A 20241-nucleotide genomic window follows, 5' to 3' on the forward strand; every position below is an offset into this window, starting at 1 on the left:
TTTGGTCTAAGAATGAATTTAATTGCTGGAATGGTGAATTGGATGCTCTTAAATTAACTTTCGCAAGAGATCTATTTAACATAGATCAGCGAGTTCAAAATATCATTAACAGTTTTGAACATACGTCAAAACTTGAAGTTAAGGATACTTATCAAGAATTAAAACAATTAGCTGAAGATAAAAAATTAAATAAAAACCAATTTGTCTTTGTTGTTGATGCAACTAGCCCAGAAGCGAAAGTGGATAAAGGTAGTGCGACGTTCTTATATCAAGTGCCTGATCAGAAGAACCAAGAAAAAATTGAGCAAGCACTGGCTGATTTAGAAACATTATTAGCAAAAAATGGAGATCTTGAAAAAGAATTCAGGAATTTAAAAGCTGATAAATATGAGGAGTACGTAGATCTTTTAAAAGAGAAAGATGCCATCCGCCAGTACTTTTTTAAGCTAGAAAATGGACAAGAAGTTTATCAACCCCAAGTGAATTTAGCAGAAAATAGACTATTCGATCTTGATAGTGCAATGAAACTGATTCAGGTTTTTGGACAGTCTTGGGAAAAATTTGTTAAAGAAACGATTAGTCCTGTTATGGACATCAATAAGCCGGGTACTGCATCTAAAATTAATAAGCTAGTTTCTAAATTATTAGAAAATTATAGTGTACTACGTGATGAATCTGCTCATAGACTAATCAAGGTTGCAGAACATGAAAGTATGGACCTGAAATTTGAAGTTAAATGGGGAGATATTCAAGATATTCCTGAACCAATCACTAAAATTATTACAGGTCAAGTTTTATTACAGGCAGTAGAGTGGTAAGTTAATTAATGTAGTAGTTGTATAGTGCTAAAAAATCCCGCAAATGGCGGGATTTTTTATTTAGTCTTTAAAGTTATTAAACTGTAGTGGTACACCAAATTGTTGTTCTTTTAAGAACGCCATGATTTGTTGCAACGTATCACGCTTTTTATCCGTTACACGGATTTTATCTCCTTGAATTGAAGATTGCGCTTTAATGCCGCTTTCTTTGATGGCTTTGTTAATTTTTTTGGCAGTGTCAGAGTCTAAACCGTCTTTGAGTTTAATGACTTGCACGTAATTTTTGCCAGAAGCCGCGGCTTTTTGTGGGTCAAGGGCTTGTACGTCGACTTTACGCTTATAGAAGTGGCTTTCTAACATGTTATACACTTGCTCACACTGGAAATCACTTTCGGTTGAGATTTTAATCTCTTTCGATTTTTCGTTGAGCTCAATTGAAACGTCCTGACCACGGAAGTCAAAGCGCGTTGCAATTTCTTTTTGCGTGTTTTGCACCGCGTGATTTACTTCAAATAACTCTAATTCAGATACAATGTCAAAAGAAGGCATAGTTTAGACCTTTACAAATGGAAAGAATATCTGAGATGCTAGGGATGTTTTCTTCATTTGCCAAGTGTTGTTTACATCAAAGGAGTGCACAATGATCCGTAAACAAGAAATTACAACATTTGAGTTCCCAGAAAATGCGGTTATCTGGGATGTTCGTGAACCAAGCTCGTATGCAGAGGGACACATTCAAGGTGCGATAAATCAGCCTATTGCCAATTTATCAGCAGAGAGCCTAGCTCAAGTGGCAGCGGATCAACCGGTTTATATTCTATGTGGTGGTGGCAGTAAAGCTCCGCGTGCAGCAGAATTATTAGAAGGTTTTGATAGTTCACGCGAATATATCGTGCTGATGGGAGGCACTCGTGCTGCTCGTGATGCAGGTCTTGCCTTAGAGCAAGATTAAAAAAAAGCGCCGTGAGGCGCTTTTTTTATGTAGGTTTAAAATAAGGTTTTTTGGCCTTAACCTTTTTACAAAAACGCGTCACTTGCAATTTTTGACGTAATGTTTCTGGTACAGGGCAAGCTTGGTTTAAAATTTCAGCCACTAAGATCTCACTACACAATGGCGCAAACAAGAAACCTTTAGAACCTAAACCGGCAAGCGTGTAAACCTGCTGCTGATCTTGTACTTTACCCAACAGTGGAAAGTAATCCAAACTTTGTGCACGTACTGAGGCACGACCTTGCCAAGTGTCAACTGAAGCTAAACTTTGAGCATATTGAGGTGCAACGCTATGCAGTAAGTTAAAATTATGCACATGATCTTCGGCTAATACTTCGCTGTCATCACGATTGGGGTAAAAAGAGGCACCTACAATCAGCTGCTTTGCGTCTAACTGCATGCAATAGCCACCATAACTATAGGCTTGATCAAAAGCTAAAGTATGCTCGGTATTATTAAGCCAACTCACTTGACCACGAATGGGTTTTAAAATGGGGTAGTTGTCAATTAAAGCTGCACTTTTAAGCGCACTACACACAATGACATGGTCAAATTCACCTAAGCAGGCTTGATCAGCATAAAGTATTGGGCGTGTATCATGTGTGATTTGTGTAATGTGAGCATGCTGAAGTTCAATGTGTGGATGCGCTAAAATTTCTTCACATAATAGCTGTGGTGAAAGAGCAGCAGCTTGATGCAAGCTTAAACTTGCATGATCTGTAAAACCATCTTGAGTTTGGGTGCTTAAGACTTGTTCAGGATACTCCTGAGCCAGATCTAAGAGTTGTTCAGGATTTTTTAAGGCAATTTGATTGACTGCAATTGGGCGATAAGCCTTAAATTTTGCATAATGACGCATTGCGTGTTGCCACGCTAAGGTCATGAGATGTTCATGCGCTTGGTCAATCGGAGACAGTTTGGGATTAAGTAATGCCAAAGGATTACCTGAGGCGCCGCTTAATGCCGCAGTTGCTTCAAAGATGCTAACGGCATGCCCACGTTGGGCAAACGCCCATGCTGTGCTTAAACCTGCAATCCCTGCACCTACCACAGCAATACGCCGTGAGGTGGCAAGCGGTTTTTGTGTATCTTCTGTTGCAGGCCAAATGCCTTTGAGCATTTCGCGTTTGTGTTTAAAACCGCGTGGTCGTGAAATTTCAATACCATGCTGCTTAAGACCACGTTTAAGTACGCCTGCAACACTAAATGAAGCGAAGGTTGTGCCTATATTGGATAAACGCACAAGATTGCTTAAAACTTTATCTTCCCACATATCAGGATTGCAAGAAGGCGCAAAGCCATCTAAAAACCATGCATGCACTTGATGGGTTTTAGGGATGACCGGAAAAACGTCATGCGCGTCGCCGAGCCACAAATCTAAGCTAAAACGCTCATTGGGAAAGTTTAAACGATGACAACCTGCAATTGGCAGGGGATACTGCGCCATGAGTTGCTCAGCCAAAGGTGCAAGTTCTGGCCATGCTTTTAAAGCACGTTCTAAATCAGTTTTTGTGAGAGGAAATTTTTCCACTGAAATGGCATGCAAGTGACTGTTGTTGCTTGGGCGCACCTGTTGCCACAATTGCCACAGTGCCAAGATATTTAAGCCCGTACCAAAACCGGTTTCACCAATACAAAAATAATCATGCGCTTGTAGTGCACTTAGGCGTTGGCTTAAATCATTGCCATTTAAAAACACATGCCGTGTTTCAAGTAAGCCATTATCTTTAGAAAAATAGACATCGCCAAATTGTTTAGACACAGGGATTTCGATCCCGTCGACCAATTGCCAATCAAGATCGGCTGTTACAATGCTGTATGACACAAGCAGCGTTTCCTCATCAAAACCTAAAAAAGATTTACCACTGACGACGGCGTTTATTATAGATATAGCCTGCCAATAAAAAGCCTAAAACTACGCCGACCACCACGGTTACTGCACCATATAAAAACATTTGCGCGCTACGTTCAGCTTGTAAAACCTGTAACTGTACGCCTAGGTTATCATTTTTAAGTTGTAGTTCTTGGTTTTGGGCTAAGGCTTGTAAATTGGCACGTTCAAGTTGCTGTAAACGTGTTTCTTGATCTTTCACTAAGGCTTTAACAGCCGCTTCTTGTTGTGCTTTGCTTTTACTGGTATCTAGGCTAGGTTTGCCTGTGATTGGGGTATTTGTACCTATAGGCGGCGTAGTGGGGCGCGTGGCCGGTAAAGTTACCGGTGGGGTTGCGGTCGTCGTGGCGCTATCTGTGCTTGGCACAGCAGAGGGTGTTTCTAGCGCCCATGTAAAAGAGCTTAATAAACAAAGGGTAATTACACCACAGACGACACGCATAAGACCTTATCCTTTAGGGAATGCTTTATTAAATGGCTTTACGTCAATATGGGCGTAAACACCTTCACGTAAAAATGGCTCTTCGGCTAACCATGCATCCAATGCTTCACGGCTATCAAAGTCCACTATAATGGTACTACCATAAAAACCTGCTTGTAGATTGCTGGGGTCTTTTGGCATCGCACCAGCCACAATTAAACGACCCTCATCGTCTAATTGTTGTAAACGCGCAATATGTTCAGGGCGTGTGGCAAGACGTTTTTCTAAGCTGTCTTCTTGATCTGTACAGCTCACGACAAACAATGGCATGTGATGTCTCCAAAGAGTGATTATGTAGACGATTTAAAGTATTTACGTAACAGAATAAACTGCGCAATGATAAAGGAAAACATCACAATCATGTCACCAAATGCGGTGAATTCACCCCAATATTTGCCATCTAAAAATAAATAGGCAAAGAAACAATGTAAAAACGACATTAAGGCGAACATTGCAGCCCATGCGTAGTTGAGTTTCATCCAAGCTTGAGCGCTTAAATCAAACACAGGACCAAACAGACGTTGAATTAGTGGGCGACGATCCTTCATAAAAAACGGCGACAATAAGAACGCACCAGCAAAGACTAAGTTGAGCAATACCGCTTTTAAACGAATATAAAAATCGTCGCTGAGGATTAAGGTCACACCACCAAAAATCACCGTCATAAACAACACAATCCATTGCTGTTTATCAAGGCGGAATTTTTGCATCACAAACATAACACCGTACACCACCAACATGGACAGGATTAAGCCGGTGGTTGCCACCAAAATATTGTTGTTATCCACACCGCCTGCAGAACCAATCAATTGTAATAGCGGGTGTTGGGTATCATTAGGTTCGACGGTTTTATATAAATAAAAGAAAATAATGAGGGGCACAAAGTCTAAAAGTGCTTTCATGTTAGAGTATCTAAATCTGAGCAAATGAATGAAATGTAGTATAAGTGATGGAAGGCGTAGATTTACATACACACAGTAATATTTCTGATGGAACTTTGTCACCATCTGAGCTGGTTCATGCCGCCCTAGAAAAAGGCATTCATACCTTGGCGCTCACTGATCATGACACCATGGATGGCATTGTTTTGGCTGAACAAGCGGCACTCAGTTTAGATCAGCCGTTAAAGATTATTTCAGGCGTTGAAATTTCTAGTCAATGGTCACGACCTGCTACCAAAAAAAGCTATAGCGTGCATATTGTGGCGCTCAATATGCAACAGCCTGAACCCTTAAATGTGATGCTTGAACAACAAAAAATCATTCGTGCCCAGCGTGCTAAACAGATTTGTGATTTACTGGTGCCTTTAATTGGGCAAGATATTTATGCTGATGTTTTAGCTAAAGTCGATGGGGTTGCTGATCGGGTCACGCGTAGTCATATTGCGCAAACTTTAGTGGATAAAGGGATTGTGAGTCGTGCGCAACAGGCCTTTGATAAATACATTAAAGAAGGCAAAAAAGCCTATGTTAAATTTGATGGTTTGGGTTTAGAAGAAACTATTGATGTGATTCATGCCGCAGGTGGTTTTGCCGTGTTGGCGCATCCGACTCGCTATGACTTATCTGCCACCAATATTCGTTATTTGATTGAAATTTTTGCTAAATTTGGTGGCGACGCTGTTGAGTTGCCGCCTGCAATTGAACCGGCGTCTACACGGCAAATGGTGGATCGTATGATTGCCGAGTTTGATTTAAAAGTTTCGGTGGGTAGTGATTTTCATGGTGCTAATATGCCGTGGATTAAACTGGGTCATATTCCACGGCTTAAAGATGGGCAAGTTGGAATTTGGGAAAGCTTTGTGTAATTAAGCCCGATTAAAGTAAGTTGTGATCTTGGGCTTGAATTGGCGGTGGCGTCGGTTTACCTAAGGTGCCAAGTAATTCAATTTCAATGGTACGCACCATGGCATCTAGTGGTAAGTCATTGCTTTGGGTGCCAAAAGGTTCTTCAATTTCGGTACTTAAAGCATCTAAGCCTAAAAATGTATAGGCCAAAATACCCACCAATAAAGGTGTGGCTAAACCAATGGTCGAGCCTAAACTAAATGGCAATAAAAAACAGAAAAAATACACGGTGCGATTGAGTAACACAGAATAAGCAAAAGGCACAGGGGTGGTGGCAATACGATCACAGCCAGTTTGCACAATGCTTAGTTCCATGACGTGTTGATTCATTTGACCATAAATAATGTCGGAAATTTCACCTTCTTTAAGGGCTTGCATCAATTCCCATTGAATTAAACTTAAAGTGTATTGTGGTGCATTGACTTGTTGGTACAGCTGTTTAATGGCTTGTTGGCTCATACCACTGGTTTCGACCAATGCCATCGGATTGGCAGTTTGGTGGCGCAAACGATCACGTAATACGTTGGCAAATAAAATCACATGCTGAATGACCCGTTCACGGCGCCCCTGACTGAGCATACGACAATCACGGTCAAAGTGGCGCGCATTGGCAATTAAAATGCCCCATAACTTGCGCGCTTCCCACCAACGGTCATAGCACGCACTGTTTTTAAAGCCTAAGAAAATAGACAGTGCCACACCAATTAAGGTAAAGCCGGCTAAGGGTAATTCGGGAAAATGAAAATAACCACTATAAGAGAGTCCACCCACAATCGCTGAGATCAGCATCACAATCCCCAAAGGCGGCAGGACTTTAGGTAAGATTGTGCCGCGCCATGAAAATAGCAGCTTAAAAATGTTCATTTGCTCGCGGACAATCATGAGGCAATATCGTGACAAGGGTGTATTGATCTTCAATATTTCTCAATTTTTTGTCAATAGATATGCGCCTAATTAATCAGGGAAACAAGCAATTACAGCAATTGATGTTCGGCAAATGAAAAACTGCTGTCACGGGCAATAATACAATGATCAATCAGTTGAATTTCTACCAAAGCACATGCGCTTTGAATCTGTTGAGTTAAAGTCAGGTCGGCCTTGGAGGCACAGGCTTGGGCAAAAGGATGATTATGTGCAATCACCAGATGTGTGGCATGCTGAGAAATGGCAAAGCGTAAAATTTGATTGATGGAAATAGCACAGGAATTTAAGCCACCAAAGAATAGCTTTTTAAAAGCAAGATGGCGTAATTGAGCATCTAAACACAGTACAGCAAAAACTTCACGGGTTTCGTCTAACAGTTCAAAGCGTAAGTACTCTAATAAACTGCTTGAATCGTGAAGATGGATGGGTTGTTGCTGCAATTGCTGTGTAATATAGCGTTTACCGAGTTCTTTGACCGCCATGAGTTGGGTATATTTACTCGGTCCAATGCCATGTAGCTGTGATAGTTGTTCAAGGTCGGCATTTAAAATATGGCTTAAATCACCAAAATGCTGTAACAAATGTCGGGCTAACTCAACTGCTGAGCAGCCATGAGTGCCTGAGCGTAAAAAAATCGCCAACAGTTCTGCATCGGATAAGCTTGATGCACCATATAAAATCAAGCGTTCGCGTGGCCGCTCCTGCTGTGGCCAGTCTTTAATCGTATTTTTCATTTTATTGTACTTCTTTGGTCTTAGATGTTGAGCACCCAAGAGTGCAGTCACTTGGGTGTTAGATTATTTAATGCTATTGTGAGCGCCACTGCAACACAAAGGTAGCCGGTGCGTGAGCTTTGATCTACGTGTAATTTCAAATAAAAATATTCTATTGGCGGTCACAGGCGGCATTGCTGCATATAAGATCGCAATTTTGGTTCGTCGTTTAAAAGATGCCGGATTTAGTGTTCGTGTGGTGATGACCGAAGGTGCACAAGCCTTTATTACGCCTTTAACTTTTCAAGCCTTATCTGGTAATCCCGTACATACCCAATTGCTTAACCCTGAAGCTGAAGCTGGTATGGGGCATATTGAATTGGCACGTTGGGCAGATTTATTGCTGGTTGCGCCGGCAAGCTGCGATAGCTTAGCCAAGTTTGCTGCTGGTTTGGCTGATGATTTACTCTCGACTTTATATTTGGCCACCAAAGCCCCAGTTTGGGTGGCACCTGCTATGAATCAGCAGATGTGGGCGGCTAAAGCTACGCAACGTAATTTGCAAACTTTAATAGAAGATGGCGTGCATGTCATTATGCCGGATGCTGGTTCGCAAGCTTGTGGCGATGTAGGCCTAGGTCGTATGCCTGAGCCGGAAGATTTAGCCCACCAAGTCACGGCTTATTTTCATCAAGCGCAACGTGAGATTGCCGAAAAATTTGGGTTGTTGGCCGGAAAGCATGTGGTGATTACCGCAGGACCAACCCGTGAGGCGATTGATCCGGTGCGTTATATTTCCAATCACAGCACTGGTAAAATGGGCTTTGCCTTGGCTGCTGCTTGCTATGCTGCTGGTGCTAAAGTAACTTTAATTGCAGGGCCGGTGAGTTTAGATACACCAAATGGTGTGGCGCGTATAAATGTGCATTCAGCGCAAAAAATGCTTGAGGTCAGTTTAGAGCTGTTAGAGCAAGGTTGTGATATTTTTATTGCCACCGCTGCGGTTGCCGATTATCGCGTGGCAGAAGTGGCCGAACATAAAATTAAAAAATCAGGCGATGAACTGCAAATTGCCTTGATTAAAAACCCTGATATTGTCGCTACCATTGCCCAACAAGCCAAACGTCCATTTATGGTCGGCTTTGCCGCAGAAACACGTCATGTGGAAGAATATGCAGCCGGTAAGTTGGTCGCAAAAAAACTAGATATGATTGCCTGTAATGATGTTTCACGTAGCGATATTGGTTTTGCTTCTGATGAAAATGCCATGACGGTCTTTTTTGCCCAAAACTACCAAATGCCAAAACGTGATTTAGAAAAAGCCTCCAAACAAGAGATTGCACAGCAATTGGTTGAAGCTATGCATGATGCGCTGCATCATCTAGATCAAAAAAAAGCCCCTTTTGCCGATTAAAGACTTAAATAAAAGCCCGCAAGTGCGGGCTTTTTTTAGCTTAATTTAAGCTTGACCTTCAGCTGCCGCTTGCGCGCGCTCTAAGTTTGCTTCAAATTCTGCATCAAAGTTAATTGGCGTTAACAATAATTGCGGGAAGCTGCCTTTAGTGACCATGTCATTTACTGCTTCACGTAAAAACGGGAATAAAATGTTCGGGCAGTATGCACCGAGTAAATAAGGCAGACGTTCTTCTTCTACGCCATCAATCAAGAAAATACCCGATTGTGTTACATCTACGATAAATGCAGTTTCGCCTTGGTTATTGGCTTGAACAACAACTTTTAAAGACACTTCAAAATGCGTCGGGTCAATTTTCTCAGCAGAAGATGACAAGTTTACATTCAGTTCTGGTTCCCACGCTTTGGTAAATACAGCAGCGCTTGGTACTTCAAATGAGATATCTTTGCTATATAAACGTTCTAAAGCAAGTTGCGGTTGTTGTTGTTCGCTCATGATTTAATCCTTAAAAATAAATGAAAATTATGCCAATAATTCGTCAAGTTTACCTTCACGATCAAGCGCATACAGTTGGTCAAAACCACCAATAAACTGATCGTTAATGAAAATTTGCGGCACAGTACGATGATTGGTACGCTGCATTAGTTCTACGCGTACTTCTGGTGCTTCTTTAGACAAATTAATTTCTTTATATGCAACGCCTTTACGCTCAAGGAGCTGTTTTGCGCGGACGCAGTAAGGGCATACAGTTGTTGAGTAAATTGTGACTTCAGCCATGCTGTTCTCCTTGGAGTTATTTTGCTTTAACCAATGGCAAGCCTTGCGCTTTCCAATTGCTAATTCCACCGTCTAAGCGGTAAGCGTCATTGTGACCCACTTGTTGTAAGGCTGTACCTGCCACTTGACCTAAATTACAGATAAACACCAATGGGCGCTCAGCTGCTTTTAATTCTTCAATGTGACTTGTGAGTTTGCTGTAAGGAATATTACGGCTGCCACTGACGTGGCCTTCACGGAAATCTTTGGCATCACGTAAATCAATCAACATGGCATTTTGTGCTTTGACTAAAATACCTAAAGATTGAGCCGAGATTTTGCGACCGCCACGTTTGCCTTCAATCACGAAGAACAACACCAACAGTACCGCAAGGGCACCAAACAAGAAGGGGTGATTCCCCATAAATTCGAACCAACGTTCCACAAGTCACCTAAATTAAAAATATAAATTGCCCAAAGTATAGCTGATTAGATATGGTGATCAAACTCAGCGCTTCAAGCTAAAAGTTGATGTTGGCATTAATTTTTTTGATTGGCTTCTGTGATTTCGTCAATCAAACGTAAATAACTGTCTAAACGGCGTGCCAAAATTTCACCCTCTTGTACCGCTAAGCGTAAAGCGCATTGCTTTTCGTGTTTGTGGGTACAGTTACGAAATTGACAATAGCCCAAGCGATTTTCAATTTCAGGAAAGCCTTGTTGGACTTTGTCGGCGTCTAAATGCCATAAACCAAACTCACGAATCCCCGGTGAGTCAATTAACGCGGCACCTTCACCAAACCCAATTAAACGGGTTGAAGTGGTGGTATGTTGACCCAAAGCTGAGTTTTCAGAAATGATATTGGTCTTTTGTGCCGCATCTGGAACAATGGCATTAATCAGTGTGCTTTTACCTACACCTGATTGACCGACAAATGCCACGGTTTCGCCGGCTAAACGTTGTGACAATGTGATTAAATCACCATCGGCACGGCATTGCAGCACTTCATAGCCTAAATCTTGATATTCTTGCAGCAGGGTTAAAATGGCGTCATTTTCTTTGAGCAAGTCAGATTTATTCATGACCAACAGTGCCGGAATATCAGCATCGGCACACGCCACCAAATAGCGGTCAATTAAGCCCGGTGCTGGTTCAGGCAATGGCGCAAACACAATCACAATTAAACTAATGTTGGCCGCCACAGGTTTGACTTTATGATAACGGTCGGGACGTGTGAGCAGTGAGCGACGTGGCTGAATCGCAGTAATAATCCCTAAACCCGTATTAGGATCGGCTTGCCATTTGACACGGTCGCCGGTGACCAATAATTCTAAGTTGGTACGGGTATGACAACGCCATACACTGTCTATTTCAATGGCTTTCCAAAACGGCTCCGGTTCACCGTCTATCACCACAGGTTTTTCAGGATGGACATCTGGCACCGACAAAGCTTGCACTTCAAGCTGGCGACCATAATGTTGTACCACCAAGCCTTCTAAATCATTTGAAGTATCGAGCTCTTCTTGGCGTGTTTTGTGTTGTTTCTGAATTCGGCGTTGCTGCTGTTCAGTTAAACGACGTTTACGAATTAAGGCCATTCACATCCTAAAAAACCTAAAACTGAGAAAGGCAAAATAGCATGAAGCAGGGGGCAAGTTACAGCACTCGGGCAATAAATTTGCTACTATAATCGTTTTTTAACCGAATAAGATTGCACATTTATGAGCAGCACCCCTGACACTCGCCTCATTTGGATCGACCTTGAAATGACAGGTCTAGATACCGATAACGACCAAATTATTGAAATTGCAACCATTGTGACCGATGATAATTTGAATATTTTGGCTGAAGGTCCTGTGCTTGCCATCCATCAATCACCGATTAAGTTAAACGCCATGGACGAGTGGAACACCCGTCAACATGGTCAATCAGGCTTAATTGAACGCGTGCGCCGCAGTAAACTTACCGCGCGTGATGCTGAATTACAAACACTTGAGTTTTTGAAAAAATGGGTTAGCCCAAAATCATCACCCATGTGTGGTAACTCGATTTGTCAGGATCGCCGTTTTATGCACCGTTTAATGCCGGAGCTTGAGCAATTTTTCCACTATCGTAATTTAGATGTATCAAGTGTCAAAGAATTGGCTAAACGCTGGCGCCCTGAAATTATGCAAGGCTTAAAGAAAAATGCCTCGCATTTGGCGATGGATGATATTCGTGATTCGATTGCAGAACTTAAATATTACCGTGAATACTTCTTCATTATGAACAAGTAAAATAAAGAGGCCATGCGCCTCTTTTTTATTGATAAAAATAAATTGCTGTGCCAATGATTCTGCATAAAAACTGCTTAAACCAAGTAAGGTTTAAGTTGAAAAGGGCAACAATATGCAAAGCAGTCCCCCAATTTTGACCTGTGCTAGGTTTATTTTTCTACACTATGTTTACCGCTCAAGTGGCAATTACGTATGCTGCAGGCATATAGGTGCAATGCGCTGTTTTGTTTTGGCGTTAATTGCCACATTTAAACCCAATTCTGCACGTATGTTTGCCATTCCTTAGGCCTTGTTTTAAGGTGTGTTTTAGGTGAAATTTCGGTGGTTTTTTAGCAAAAATTCCTATGTTTACTATTGCAAGTTTTGCTGGCGACTTTGGTGATGTTCGCTTTGCATGTTATGTAACTGATTCGTTTAAAGCGCTGCTGCTTACTATGCACCTAAAGCTATGCAATGGGTGTTTTATTGCCTTATTGGTCATGTCGTAAATGTATTATCCATTCTTAGGTTTACTTGGTTTGATTTAAGGTGATGCCTCAGCTTAATAGATCAAATTTAAAATTGGGTTGAGTTAAGCACAATTTTTTATGGCTTTTGCATAGATCGTGAAAAAAAGATGCATTATGCAATTTCCCAAAGCCTTCAGAGTTGGCATTATGCTGTTAAATTATTTTAAGAGAGAAGTCACATGTCACAAGGACTATTGGCAGGTAAGCGTTTCTTGATCGCAGGGATCGCCAGTAAATTATCTATTGCTTTTGGTATTGCTCAAGCTCTACACCGCGAAGGTGCAGAACTTGCCTTTACTTATCCAAACGAAAAATTAAAAAAACGCGTGGATGATTTTGCTGCACAGTTTGGTTCAACGTTGGTTTTTCCATGTGATGTTGCAAGTGATGCCGATATCGACAATGCATTCTTAGAATTGGCGAAGCATTGGGATGGTTTAGACGGTGTAGTACATTCAATTGGCTTTGCACCTGCACATACTTTAGATGGTGACTTTACCGATATTACCGACCGTGAAGGCTTTAAAATCGCGCATGACATCAGTGCCTATAGCTTTATTGCGATGGCGCGTGCAGCGAAGCCATTATTATTGGCGCGTCAAGGTTGTTTATTGACTTTAACTTATCAAGGTTCTGAACGTGTATTGCCAAACTACAACGTGATGGGCTTAGCCAAAGCGTCTTTAGAAGCCGGTGTACGTTATTTAGCATCAAGCTTGGGTGCTGAAGGTATTCGTGTGAATGCCATTTCTGCCGGTCCTATTCGCACGCTTGCAGCATCAGGCATTAAATCTTTCCGTAAAATGTTAGATGCCAACGAAAAAACTGCACCATTACGTCGTAACGTGACCATTGAAGATGTCGGCAATGCTGCACTATTCCTATGCTCACCATGGGCAAACGGGATTACTGGTGAAATCTTGTATGTCGATGCAGGCTTTAACACCGTTGGCATGAGCCCTGAATTAATGATGGGTGACTAACTCCATCTTGTTTAAAAAAAGCACCTTTTTAGGTGCTTTTTTATGGCTTAAGGTTAGAATAAATTTTTAAAAACGACAACTTGGGGAAGCTATGTGGTTTTTAGGGCTTGTGATCTTAAGCGTTATTGGCTTTGGGATATGGTTATATCAGCGTAAATCGCCTGTGGAACGGGATCAGCAGGTCTTAAGTGATGCCTTATGGGTGGATCAAGTAGATGCTGAGTTGGCATTGGCAAGATCTTTGTTTGAGGGAAAAAATCCTGATTACGAGCGTGCTTATACCTTATTACAAAATTTAAGTCAGCAACATGAATTGCCTGAAGCCTATATGTATATGGCATTTATGCAGCAACAAGGTTTAGGGCGTCCTGTGGACATCAGCGCTGCCAAAGCTTTACTTGAAACTGCACATCAACGCGGTGGTGATGAAGCAAGTTATTATTTAGGGCAAATCTGCCAAGCTGAGCAAGATAACGCCAAAGCCTTGTATTGGTATCAATATGGCGTGGCGCGTGGTAATCCAAACGCGCAATATAAATTGGCTGAATTTTATTTACATGGTATTGAAGTTGAACAAGATATACAAAAAGCACAACACATTTGGATGGATGCGGCCAAAAAAGGGCAGGTGGACGCGCAATATCGTTTGGCTGAGTATTTATGGCAGGGACAATATTTTGCCAAAGACCAAGTACGCGCCAAACAATATTTACATCAAGCAGTGCAACAACAATATCCACAAGCGATTGCTTTATTTAAACAGATTCAAGATACCCAAGGTTTTAATACAGATCACAGTATTGATTTACAATATTTAAAACAACAAGCTTTTGCAGGCGACCAATTAGCCCAATATCACTATTGTTTGGCTGTACTTAAACAGCTGCTAGATACAGAACAAACCGAGGCAGTGATAGCGCTGCTTCAACAAGATGCCCAACAGCAAAAAGCCTATGCTTTAAGTTTACTCGGTAGTGCCTATTATCACGGTTGGGGTGTGAGCTCCAATACACGCCAAGCGTTTCAATATTGGACGCGTGCTGCCGCCAAAAATGACCCAATTGCCTTATGTAGCCTTGGGGTTTTGCAACAGCACGGGATTTTGCTTGAGCAGCCAAACTTTGCACAGGCATTGGCTTTGTATCAACAAGCAGCACAAACAGGGGAGGTTGCTGCCCTGTGTTTATGGGCTGAATGTTATTTGAACGCTGTAGGCACTGCTGCCAATGCCTTACAAGCGCAGCAATTATTGAGCACTGTCGCCAAGAATTTTTCAGTTGAGGTCAATACAGCAGCCGATGCCGTGTATGTTTTGGCATTATTTTACGCACAGCCTTTACATGTGTTCACTGATCAAGGTAAAGCCAATCATTACTTAAAACAAGCTGCTGACATGGGCGCAAGCCAAGCCATGCTAGACATTGCACAAGCCTACTTAAATGGTCAATCTGGCTTTGAGGTAGATTTGGCTCAAGCGCGTGCCTACTTTGAAGCTGCTATGCAACATGGTCATATAGCAGCACAAACTCAGTATGCCTTGTTGTTGTTAGATGGACACGGTGGAGCGCAAGATCAAGCCCAAGCTTTTGAGTATTTACAAGCAGCGGCCCCACAAGATCGCTTAGCCCTGACCCATTTAGCCCGTTGTTATGAACAAGGTTTGGGTGTGGTGGTGGATCTGCCACAGGCTTTGTCGCTTTATCAAGAAGCGATTGCTTTGGGTGAGCCCGAAGCCTATTTCCATATGGGGCGTTTGTATGCGCAAGGGCATGGGGTGGTGCGTAATATTGATCAAGCGTTGGAGTGGCTTGAGCAGGCCCAGCATTTAGGTCATGTGCAGGCGGCAAAATTAGCCGATTCTTTGCAACAAGAATATGAATAAAAAAACCGAAGCATTAAGCTTCGGTTTTTTGATCTACAGTTTAATTTTTAAGTGGTGAACCACCTAGAGTTTGCATTAAAGTCACATACGCGTTGTATTGGCTTTGTTTGGTTTGCACCAAAGACAAACGTGCATTACGGGTGGTGGCTTGGGCGTCTAAAACATTTTTTAAGGCAATTGCACCATTTTTATAGCGCACTTGGGTTAAACGTTCGGTTTTTTCAGCCAATGCTACATTCTGTTGTTGCAGCGCCACTTGTCGGTTAAGTTCGGTGCGGTTAGACAGTGCATTTTCTACATCGGCAAAGGCTTGATACAAGGTTTGACGATATTGAACAATGGCTTTTTCATAGTCTAAATCACTCATGGCTAAGTCTTTTTTCATATCGTTATATTGCAAAAATGGCAGGCTTAAACTTGCCCCTAAAGCCAAGGTTGGATTTTGCAATAATTGCGTTAAAGACGTGCTTGATGTACCTAAATTGCCAGTTAAGCTAATGGATGGATAGTAACTGGCTTTGGTGGCATCTTTATTGGCTAAGGCTTTGCGTAAACGTAACTCAGCCGCTTGTAAATCGGGACGACGCGCGAGCAAACTTGCCGGTAAACCTGCCTCAATATTAGGCAGTTTAAGCGCTCCTAAACCTTTAGGTTCGGTGATGCTCAATTGCTGTAGCGGACGATTGAGTAATACTGCAAGCGCCGTGCGTGTTTCAAGCAATTGCTGCTGAATTTGACTTAAACTGGCACGTTGGCTTTGTACGGCTTGTTCAGCTTGAGTGACTTCTAAGCCTGAAACCGCCCCTGAACGATACTGACTACGCACCAAATTATAGGTTTGTTGGGTGCTATTTAAATTTTGCTCAGACACAGTTAAGCGTTCCTTTAAATAGCCCAACTGCCAATACAATTGCGTGGTGGTGGCAATCAAACTTTGTGCTGTAGCTTGTAAATCTTGTTCGGTGGCCAATGCCTCCCAACGTGCCGCTTCAGTTTGACTAGCTAAACGTCCAAACAAATCTACTTCGTAGCTGACACCGCCACTAAGCGACATACCGCGTGCGTTATTTTCACCTGAATTGAGGTCAAAATTGTGTCCTGTAGAGACACTTGAATTAACCCGCACCCCTTGACGATCTTGTGCTAAACCTGCTTGTAAACGTGCCTGTTGCAAATTGATACCGGCCACAACCAAGTCATTGTTGCTGGCTAAGACTTGCTCCACCAACCGATTTAAGTTGGCATCATTAAACAAAGTCCACCAACGATCTGCATAAACATCGGCATGAATCTGATCAGACTGTTTAGTATTGAGTGCAAAACTTTGTGGTATATCCAGCACAGGGGCTTGATAGGGGGTTTTAACCACAGCAGCACAGCCTGTAAATGCCGTGCCGATCAGTAAAGCTGTGCAGAGTTTAGAGAGCTTCATAAACATTACCTTATTCACGAGAAAGTGCATCTACAGGGTTGAGACGAGCAGCATTGCGTGCAGGAATAAAGCCAAACACGATCCCAATTAAACTTGAGCAAACAAATGCCGCCACAATAGACGTAGTGGAGTAAACCATTTGGAAGGTTCCACCGGCAAAATGGGTGATGAGCTGACCAATGCCAAGTGATAGCAACACACCCAACACTCCACCTAAAATACACACCAATACCGCTTCAATTAAAAATTGCTGTAAAATATCGCTTTGGCGCGCACCGACTGCCATTCGCACGCCAATTTCTTGTGTACGCTCAGTGACCGACACCAACATAATATTCATCACGCCAATACCACCCACCACCAATGAGATCACCGCAATTGCTGAAATGAGCAAAGTCATGGTTTGTGTGGTTTTTTGAATGGTTTCACGAATACTGTCGGCATTTTGGGTAAAGACATCTTGCGCGCCGTGACGTTGGGTCAATAAACTTAAAATGGCATTTTCAGCAGTGGCACTTGGATATTCATCTTTTACCCGTACAATAATTTGACGTACATTGGGCTGACCTAACATACGGCTCATGACAGTTGAATAGGGTAAATAGACATTGAGTGTATCTGAGCCACCCATGCCACCTGTTTGAGGATTGACGACACCAATGATTCGGCTTGGCACACTGCCCAATAACAACACTTGTCCAACTGGATTGCTACCGTCGCTAAAAAAGGTGCGTTGCGTATTGGTATCAATCACCACATCTTGGGTTTGTTGGTTGACACTGGCACGATCAAAAGGCTGACCCGATTGAAAGGTTAAGCCTTTGACGTAAAAGAAGTCTTCGCTGACACCATTGACCGTAGTCGAGGCTTCGGTATCTTTAAAACGTCCTGTGACGTTGGTATTGACCGAAGGACTAACTCCATCCACATAAGGTTGTTCGGCTAAGGCATCGGCATCGGCTGGAATTAAAGTTTTGGCTTGGGATGACCTTGAGGTATCGCCAAAGCCACGACCTTGAAATACGGTGATGGTATTAGTGCCTAAGCTACTAATATTTTTTAAAATTTGTTGCTGTGAGCCGTTACCCAGCGCCACGACTGAGACGACTGAGGCAATCCCGATAATAATGCCAAGCATGGTTAAAAAGGTGCGCATGCGATGTGCATTCATGGCCAACACCGCCATACGGAAGGCTTCACCTAAACGATCAAACACCGCGCGAACACTTGAGACTTTCTTTTGTGGGGCACGGTTTAGGCTTTGTTTTTCAAAGCCATCATCAATTTCAGGTACATTGGCACGATCAGAAATAATATTTCCGTCTGAAATTTCAATAATTCGGGTGGCGTTTTTGGCGACGTTTAAATCATGGGTCACCAAAATAATGGTATGACCTTTGGCATTGAGCTCACGTAAAATACGCATCACTTCAATACCACTATTTTTGTCTAATGCACCGGTGGGTTCATCGGCCAAAATGACATCACCACCATTCATTAAAGCACGCGCAATCGAGACACGTTGTTGTTGACCGCCAGAAAGTTGGCTTGGGCGGTTTTGGGTTTTTTCGCTTAAACCTAAATCACTGAGGAGTTTCACCGCACGTTGATGACGCTCTTCACTGTCGTGACCTGCATAAATAGCAGGTACTTCCACGTTACCTGCTGCGCTTAAATCGCCAAGTAAATGATAACGCTGGAAAATAAAGCCAAAGTATTCACGGCGCAATTGTGCCAGTTCATCGGCTTCAAGTTCACGCGTTTCACGTCCCTTGACTTGATAGCTGCCCGACGTCGGTTTATCCAAGCAGCCTAAAATATTCATTAAGGTGGATTTGCCCGATCCCGACTGACCCACAATCGCGACCAATTCACCTGCGTAAATCTCTAAATTGACCCCTTTTAAAATCTGGACGGTACCTTCACCTGCAGGGAATTCACGTACCAGATCTTTAACCGCCAACAGCGGTGTTTGTGTCTGGCTCATGTTACATTCTCATTGGTGGGCGACTAGTACTACGCTTAGCGGCATCATTTGAAGTATCATTTGCATCTGCAATCACCACTTCATCACCTTGGTTTAAGCCACGAATGACTTGTGCATTGGCACGGTTATTTAAACCAATTAATACTTGTTGAGGTTTGGCGCTACCATCTGCTTGTAACACACGTACCATCGCAACTGAGGCTTGACCTTGATCAACCAACGCTTTTTCTGCGGCATTTAATTCTAAACGAGCAGGGCGCTCACCTTGTGGACGCTCTTCTGGATTACGTTCGCTGCGCTCAGGGCGAGGGGGTGCATTGGCTGAACGTGCCGGACGCTTAGAGGCTTGAATTGCAGCTGCTGGAATGGTTAAGGTGTTACGTGCTTCATTTAACACGATATACACTTGTGCGGTCATATCAATACGCAATTTGCCGTCTTCATTGGGTACATCAAATAACGCGTTGTAATACACCGCCGTGCTTGATGATGAGCTTGAATTGTTGGTTTCGGTATTAATTGAATTGGGTGCAGGCTCAACCTGACGCAAAGTGGCGTAGTATTTCTTTTCATTGTTACCAAGGGTAGTGAAATATACCGTTTGACCTTCTTGGACTTTCATCACGTCTGCTTCAGAAATTTCAGCTTTAACGGTCATGGTGTCTAATTTAGCCAATTTCACAATAGTTGGCGCACTTTGATTGGCGTTTACGGTTTGACCTTCTTCCGTCACAATCGCAACCACCGTACCATCCATCGGTGCCACAATTTGGGTATAACCTAAGTCTTCTTTGGCTGTGGCTAAGGTTAAACGTGATTGCTCAATTTGCGCGTTAATAGCGACAATTTCCGCTTGTGCAGTTTTATAACTTGCCATTGCGCCTTCAAGTTCGGCTTTAGAGGTGGCATCTTCAGCAAACATGGCTTGTTGACGATTATATTCAGCTTCGACTTTGGCCAAATTGGCTTGGCGTACCGCCAATTGGGCTTGTTGATTTTTAATGCTCGCTTCTGCGGTTTTTACATCATTTTTTTGACGTACAGAATCAATCTCAGCAATCAATTGACCTTGTTTGATTTGGTCGCCAAGTTGCACATACATTTGTTTGACTTGACCTGAAACCTGCGCGCCAACACTCACCATCTTGGTGGCTTCTAAAATACCTGTGGCTAACACAGAGTCTTCAATGTCACCTTTGGCCACGCTTGCGGTGATATATTGCGGCGCCTGCTCTTTAGGGCTAAGAAAATACCATGCAGTGACCGCTAAAGTTGCGGCACAGAGCAATGCAAGTAAAATTTTAATCGGTTTTATTTTGACCATGAGCAATATGAT

General features: G+C 42.7%; 21 protein-coding genes. 7 read left to right on the plus strand and 14 right to left on the minus strand.

Annotated features, from left to right (window positions below; translation table 11 throughout):
• The coding region (locus Q0017_RS01795) for a hypothetical protein (protein ID WP_298142042.1) at window positions 1-818 on the plus strand (818 nt) is incomplete at its 5' end.
• Between the two features lie 60 nt (window positions 819-878).
• Here Q0017_RS01795 and Q0017_RS01800 read toward each other — a convergent pair.
• A complete protein-coding gene (locus Q0017_RS01800; protein ID WP_298142044.1) occupies window positions 879-1367 on the minus strand; it encodes a YajQ family cyclic di-GMP-binding protein in 489 nt (162 codons plus the stop codon).
• A 91-nt stretch (window positions 1368-1458) separates the two neighbouring features.
• Here Q0017_RS01800 and Q0017_RS01805 point away from each other — a divergent pair, with 91 nt between their 5' ends.
• Window positions 1459-1770: a rhodanese-like domain-containing protein gene (locus Q0017_RS01805; protein ID WP_298142046.1), complete on the plus strand. Its 312-nt coding sequence runs from the start codon at window positions 1459-1461 to the stop codon at window positions 1768-1770.
• Between the two features lie 25 nt (window positions 1771-1795).
• Here the strand turns inward: Q0017_RS01805 and mnmC are convergent, their stop codons facing one another.
• From mnmC to Q0017_RS01825, 4 genes are read right to left on the minus strand one after another with little or no spacing between them, the layout of a single operon-like run.
• Window positions 1796-3634, minus strand: coding sequence for an FAD-dependent 5-carboxymethylaminomethyl-2-thiouridine(34) oxidoreductase MnmC (gene mnmC / locus Q0017_RS01810; protein ID WP_298142048.1), 1839 nt, complete (start codon window positions 3632-3634; stop codon window positions 1796-1798).
• 34 nt (window positions 3635-3668) lie between these two features.
• Window positions 3669-4142, minus strand: a complete 474-nt coding sequence (locus tag Q0017_RS01815) for a hypothetical protein (RefSeq protein WP_298142051.1) — start codon at window positions 4140-4142, stop codon at window positions 3669-3671.
• Window positions 4143-4148: 6 nt separating this feature from the next.
• On the minus strand, window positions 4149-4451 hold the full coding sequence (locus Q0017_RS01820; protein WP_298142053.1) for a YciI family protein: 303 nt from the start codon (window positions 4449-4451) through the stop codon (window positions 4149-4151).
• Between the two features lie 20 nt (window positions 4452-4471).
• Window positions 4472-5083, minus strand: coding sequence for a septation protein IspZ (locus Q0017_RS01825; protein WP_298142055.1), 612 nt, complete (start codon window positions 5081-5083; stop codon window positions 4472-4474).
• 47 nt (window positions 5084-5130) lie between these two features.
• Between Q0017_RS01825 and Q0017_RS01830 the strand changes: the two genes are divergently transcribed.
• Entirely contained in the window at window positions 5131-5988 is an 858-nt protein-coding gene (locus Q0017_RS01830; RefSeq protein ID WP_298142057.1) for a PHP domain-containing protein, read from the plus strand.
• A 10-nt stretch (window positions 5989-5998) separates the two neighbouring features.
• Here the strand turns inward: Q0017_RS01830 and Q0017_RS01835 are convergent, their stop codons facing one another.
• Together Q0017_RS01835 and radC are read right to left on the minus strand one after the other, a co-directional pair.
• On the minus strand, window positions 5999-6910 hold the full coding sequence (locus Q0017_RS01835; RefSeq protein WP_298142059.1) for a bestrophin family protein: 912 nt from the start codon (window positions 6908-6910) through the stop codon (window positions 5999-6001).
• A 92-nt stretch (window positions 6911-7002) separates the two neighbouring features.
• Window positions 7003-7686, minus strand: a complete 684-nt coding sequence (gene radC / locus Q0017_RS01840) for a DNA repair protein RadC (protein ID WP_298142061.1) — start codon at window positions 7684-7686, stop codon at window positions 7003-7005.
• A 112-nt stretch (window positions 7687-7798) separates the two neighbouring features.
• Here radC and coaBC point away from each other — a divergent pair, with 112 nt between their 5' ends.
• Window positions 7799-9079, plus strand: coding sequence for a bifunctional phosphopantothenoylcysteine decarboxylase/phosphopantothenate--cysteine ligase CoaBC (coaBC, locus tag Q0017_RS01845; RefSeq protein ID WP_298142063.1), 1281 nt, complete (start codon window positions 7799-7801; stop codon window positions 9077-9079).
• A 45-nt stretch (window positions 9080-9124) separates the two neighbouring features.
• Here the strand turns inward: coaBC and secB are convergent, their stop codons facing one another.
• The 4 genes from secB to rsgA form a co-directional block, all read right to left on the minus strand.
• Complete coding sequence (gene secB / locus Q0017_RS01850; protein WP_298142065.1) at window positions 9125-9574, minus strand: protein-export chaperone SecB; 450 nt, start codon at window positions 9572-9574, stop codon at window positions 9125-9127.
• Window positions 9575-9601: 27 nt separating this feature from the next.
• The gene (gene grxC, locus Q0017_RS01855; protein WP_122900315.1) at window positions 9602-9856 is read right to left on the minus strand and encodes a glutaredoxin 3; all 255 of its coding nucleotides are present in this window, start codon (window positions 9854-9856) and stop codon (window positions 9602-9604) included.
• Window positions 9857-9872: 16 nt separating this feature from the next.
• Window positions 9873-10280: a rhodanese-like domain-containing protein gene (locus Q0017_RS01860; protein WP_298142068.1), complete on the minus strand. Its 408-nt coding sequence runs from the start codon at window positions 10278-10280 to the stop codon at window positions 9873-9875.
• A gap of 95 nt (window positions 10281-10375) precedes the next feature.
• Window positions 10376-11434: a ribosome small subunit-dependent GTPase A gene (rsgA, locus tag Q0017_RS01865; protein WP_298142070.1), complete on the minus strand. Its 1059-nt coding sequence runs from the start codon at window positions 11432-11434 to the stop codon at window positions 10376-10378.
• 123 nt (window positions 11435-11557) lie between these two features.
• Here rsgA and orn point away from each other — a divergent pair, with 123 nt between their 5' ends.
• The 3 genes from orn to Q0017_RS01880 all read left to right on the plus strand — a co-directional run bounded on the left by orn (window position 11558) and on the right by Q0017_RS01880 (window position 15486).
• Entirely contained in the window at window positions 11558-12112 is a 555-nt protein-coding gene (orn, locus tag Q0017_RS01870; protein ID WP_298142072.1) for an oligoribonuclease, read from the plus strand.
• A gap of 688 nt (window positions 12113-12800) precedes the next feature.
• The gene (locus Q0017_RS01875; RefSeq protein WP_297425185.1) at window positions 12801-13604 is read left to right on the plus strand and encodes an enoyl-ACP reductase; all 804 of its coding nucleotides are present in this window, start codon (window positions 12801-12803) and stop codon (window positions 13602-13604) included.
• A gap of 91 nt (window positions 13605-13695) precedes the next feature.
• Window positions 13696-15486: an SEL1-like repeat protein gene (locus Q0017_RS01880; RefSeq protein WP_298142074.1), complete on the plus strand. Its 1791-nt coding sequence runs from the start codon at window positions 13696-13698 to the stop codon at window positions 15484-15486.
• Window positions 15487-15526: 40 nt separating this feature from the next.
• Here the strand turns inward: Q0017_RS01880 and Q0017_RS01885 are convergent, their stop codons facing one another.
• The 3 genes from Q0017_RS01885 to Q0017_RS01895 are packed head-to-tail and all read right to left on the minus strand — an operon-like array spanning window position 15527 to window position 20229.
• Complete coding sequence (locus tag Q0017_RS01885) at window positions 15527-16924, minus strand: efflux transporter outer membrane subunit (RefSeq protein WP_298142076.1); 1398 nt, start codon at window positions 16922-16924, stop codon at window positions 15527-15529.
• Window positions 16925-16928: 4 nt separating this feature from the next.
• On the minus strand, window positions 16929-18905 hold the full coding sequence (locus Q0017_RS01890) for a MacB family efflux pump subunit (protein WP_298142078.1): 1977 nt from the start codon (window positions 18903-18905) through the stop codon (window positions 16929-16931).
• 1 nt (window position 18906) lies between these two features.
• Complete coding sequence (locus tag Q0017_RS01895; protein WP_298142153.1) at window positions 18907-20229, minus strand: efflux RND transporter periplasmic adaptor subunit; 1323 nt, start codon at window positions 20227-20229, stop codon at window positions 18907-18909.
• Between the last annotated feature and the right edge of the window lie 12 nt (window positions 20230-20241).

Source organism: uncultured Acinetobacter sp. (genome assembly GCF_947624825.1).
GTDB lineage: Bacteria > Pseudomonadota > Gammaproteobacteria > Pseudomonadales > Moraxellaceae > Acinetobacter.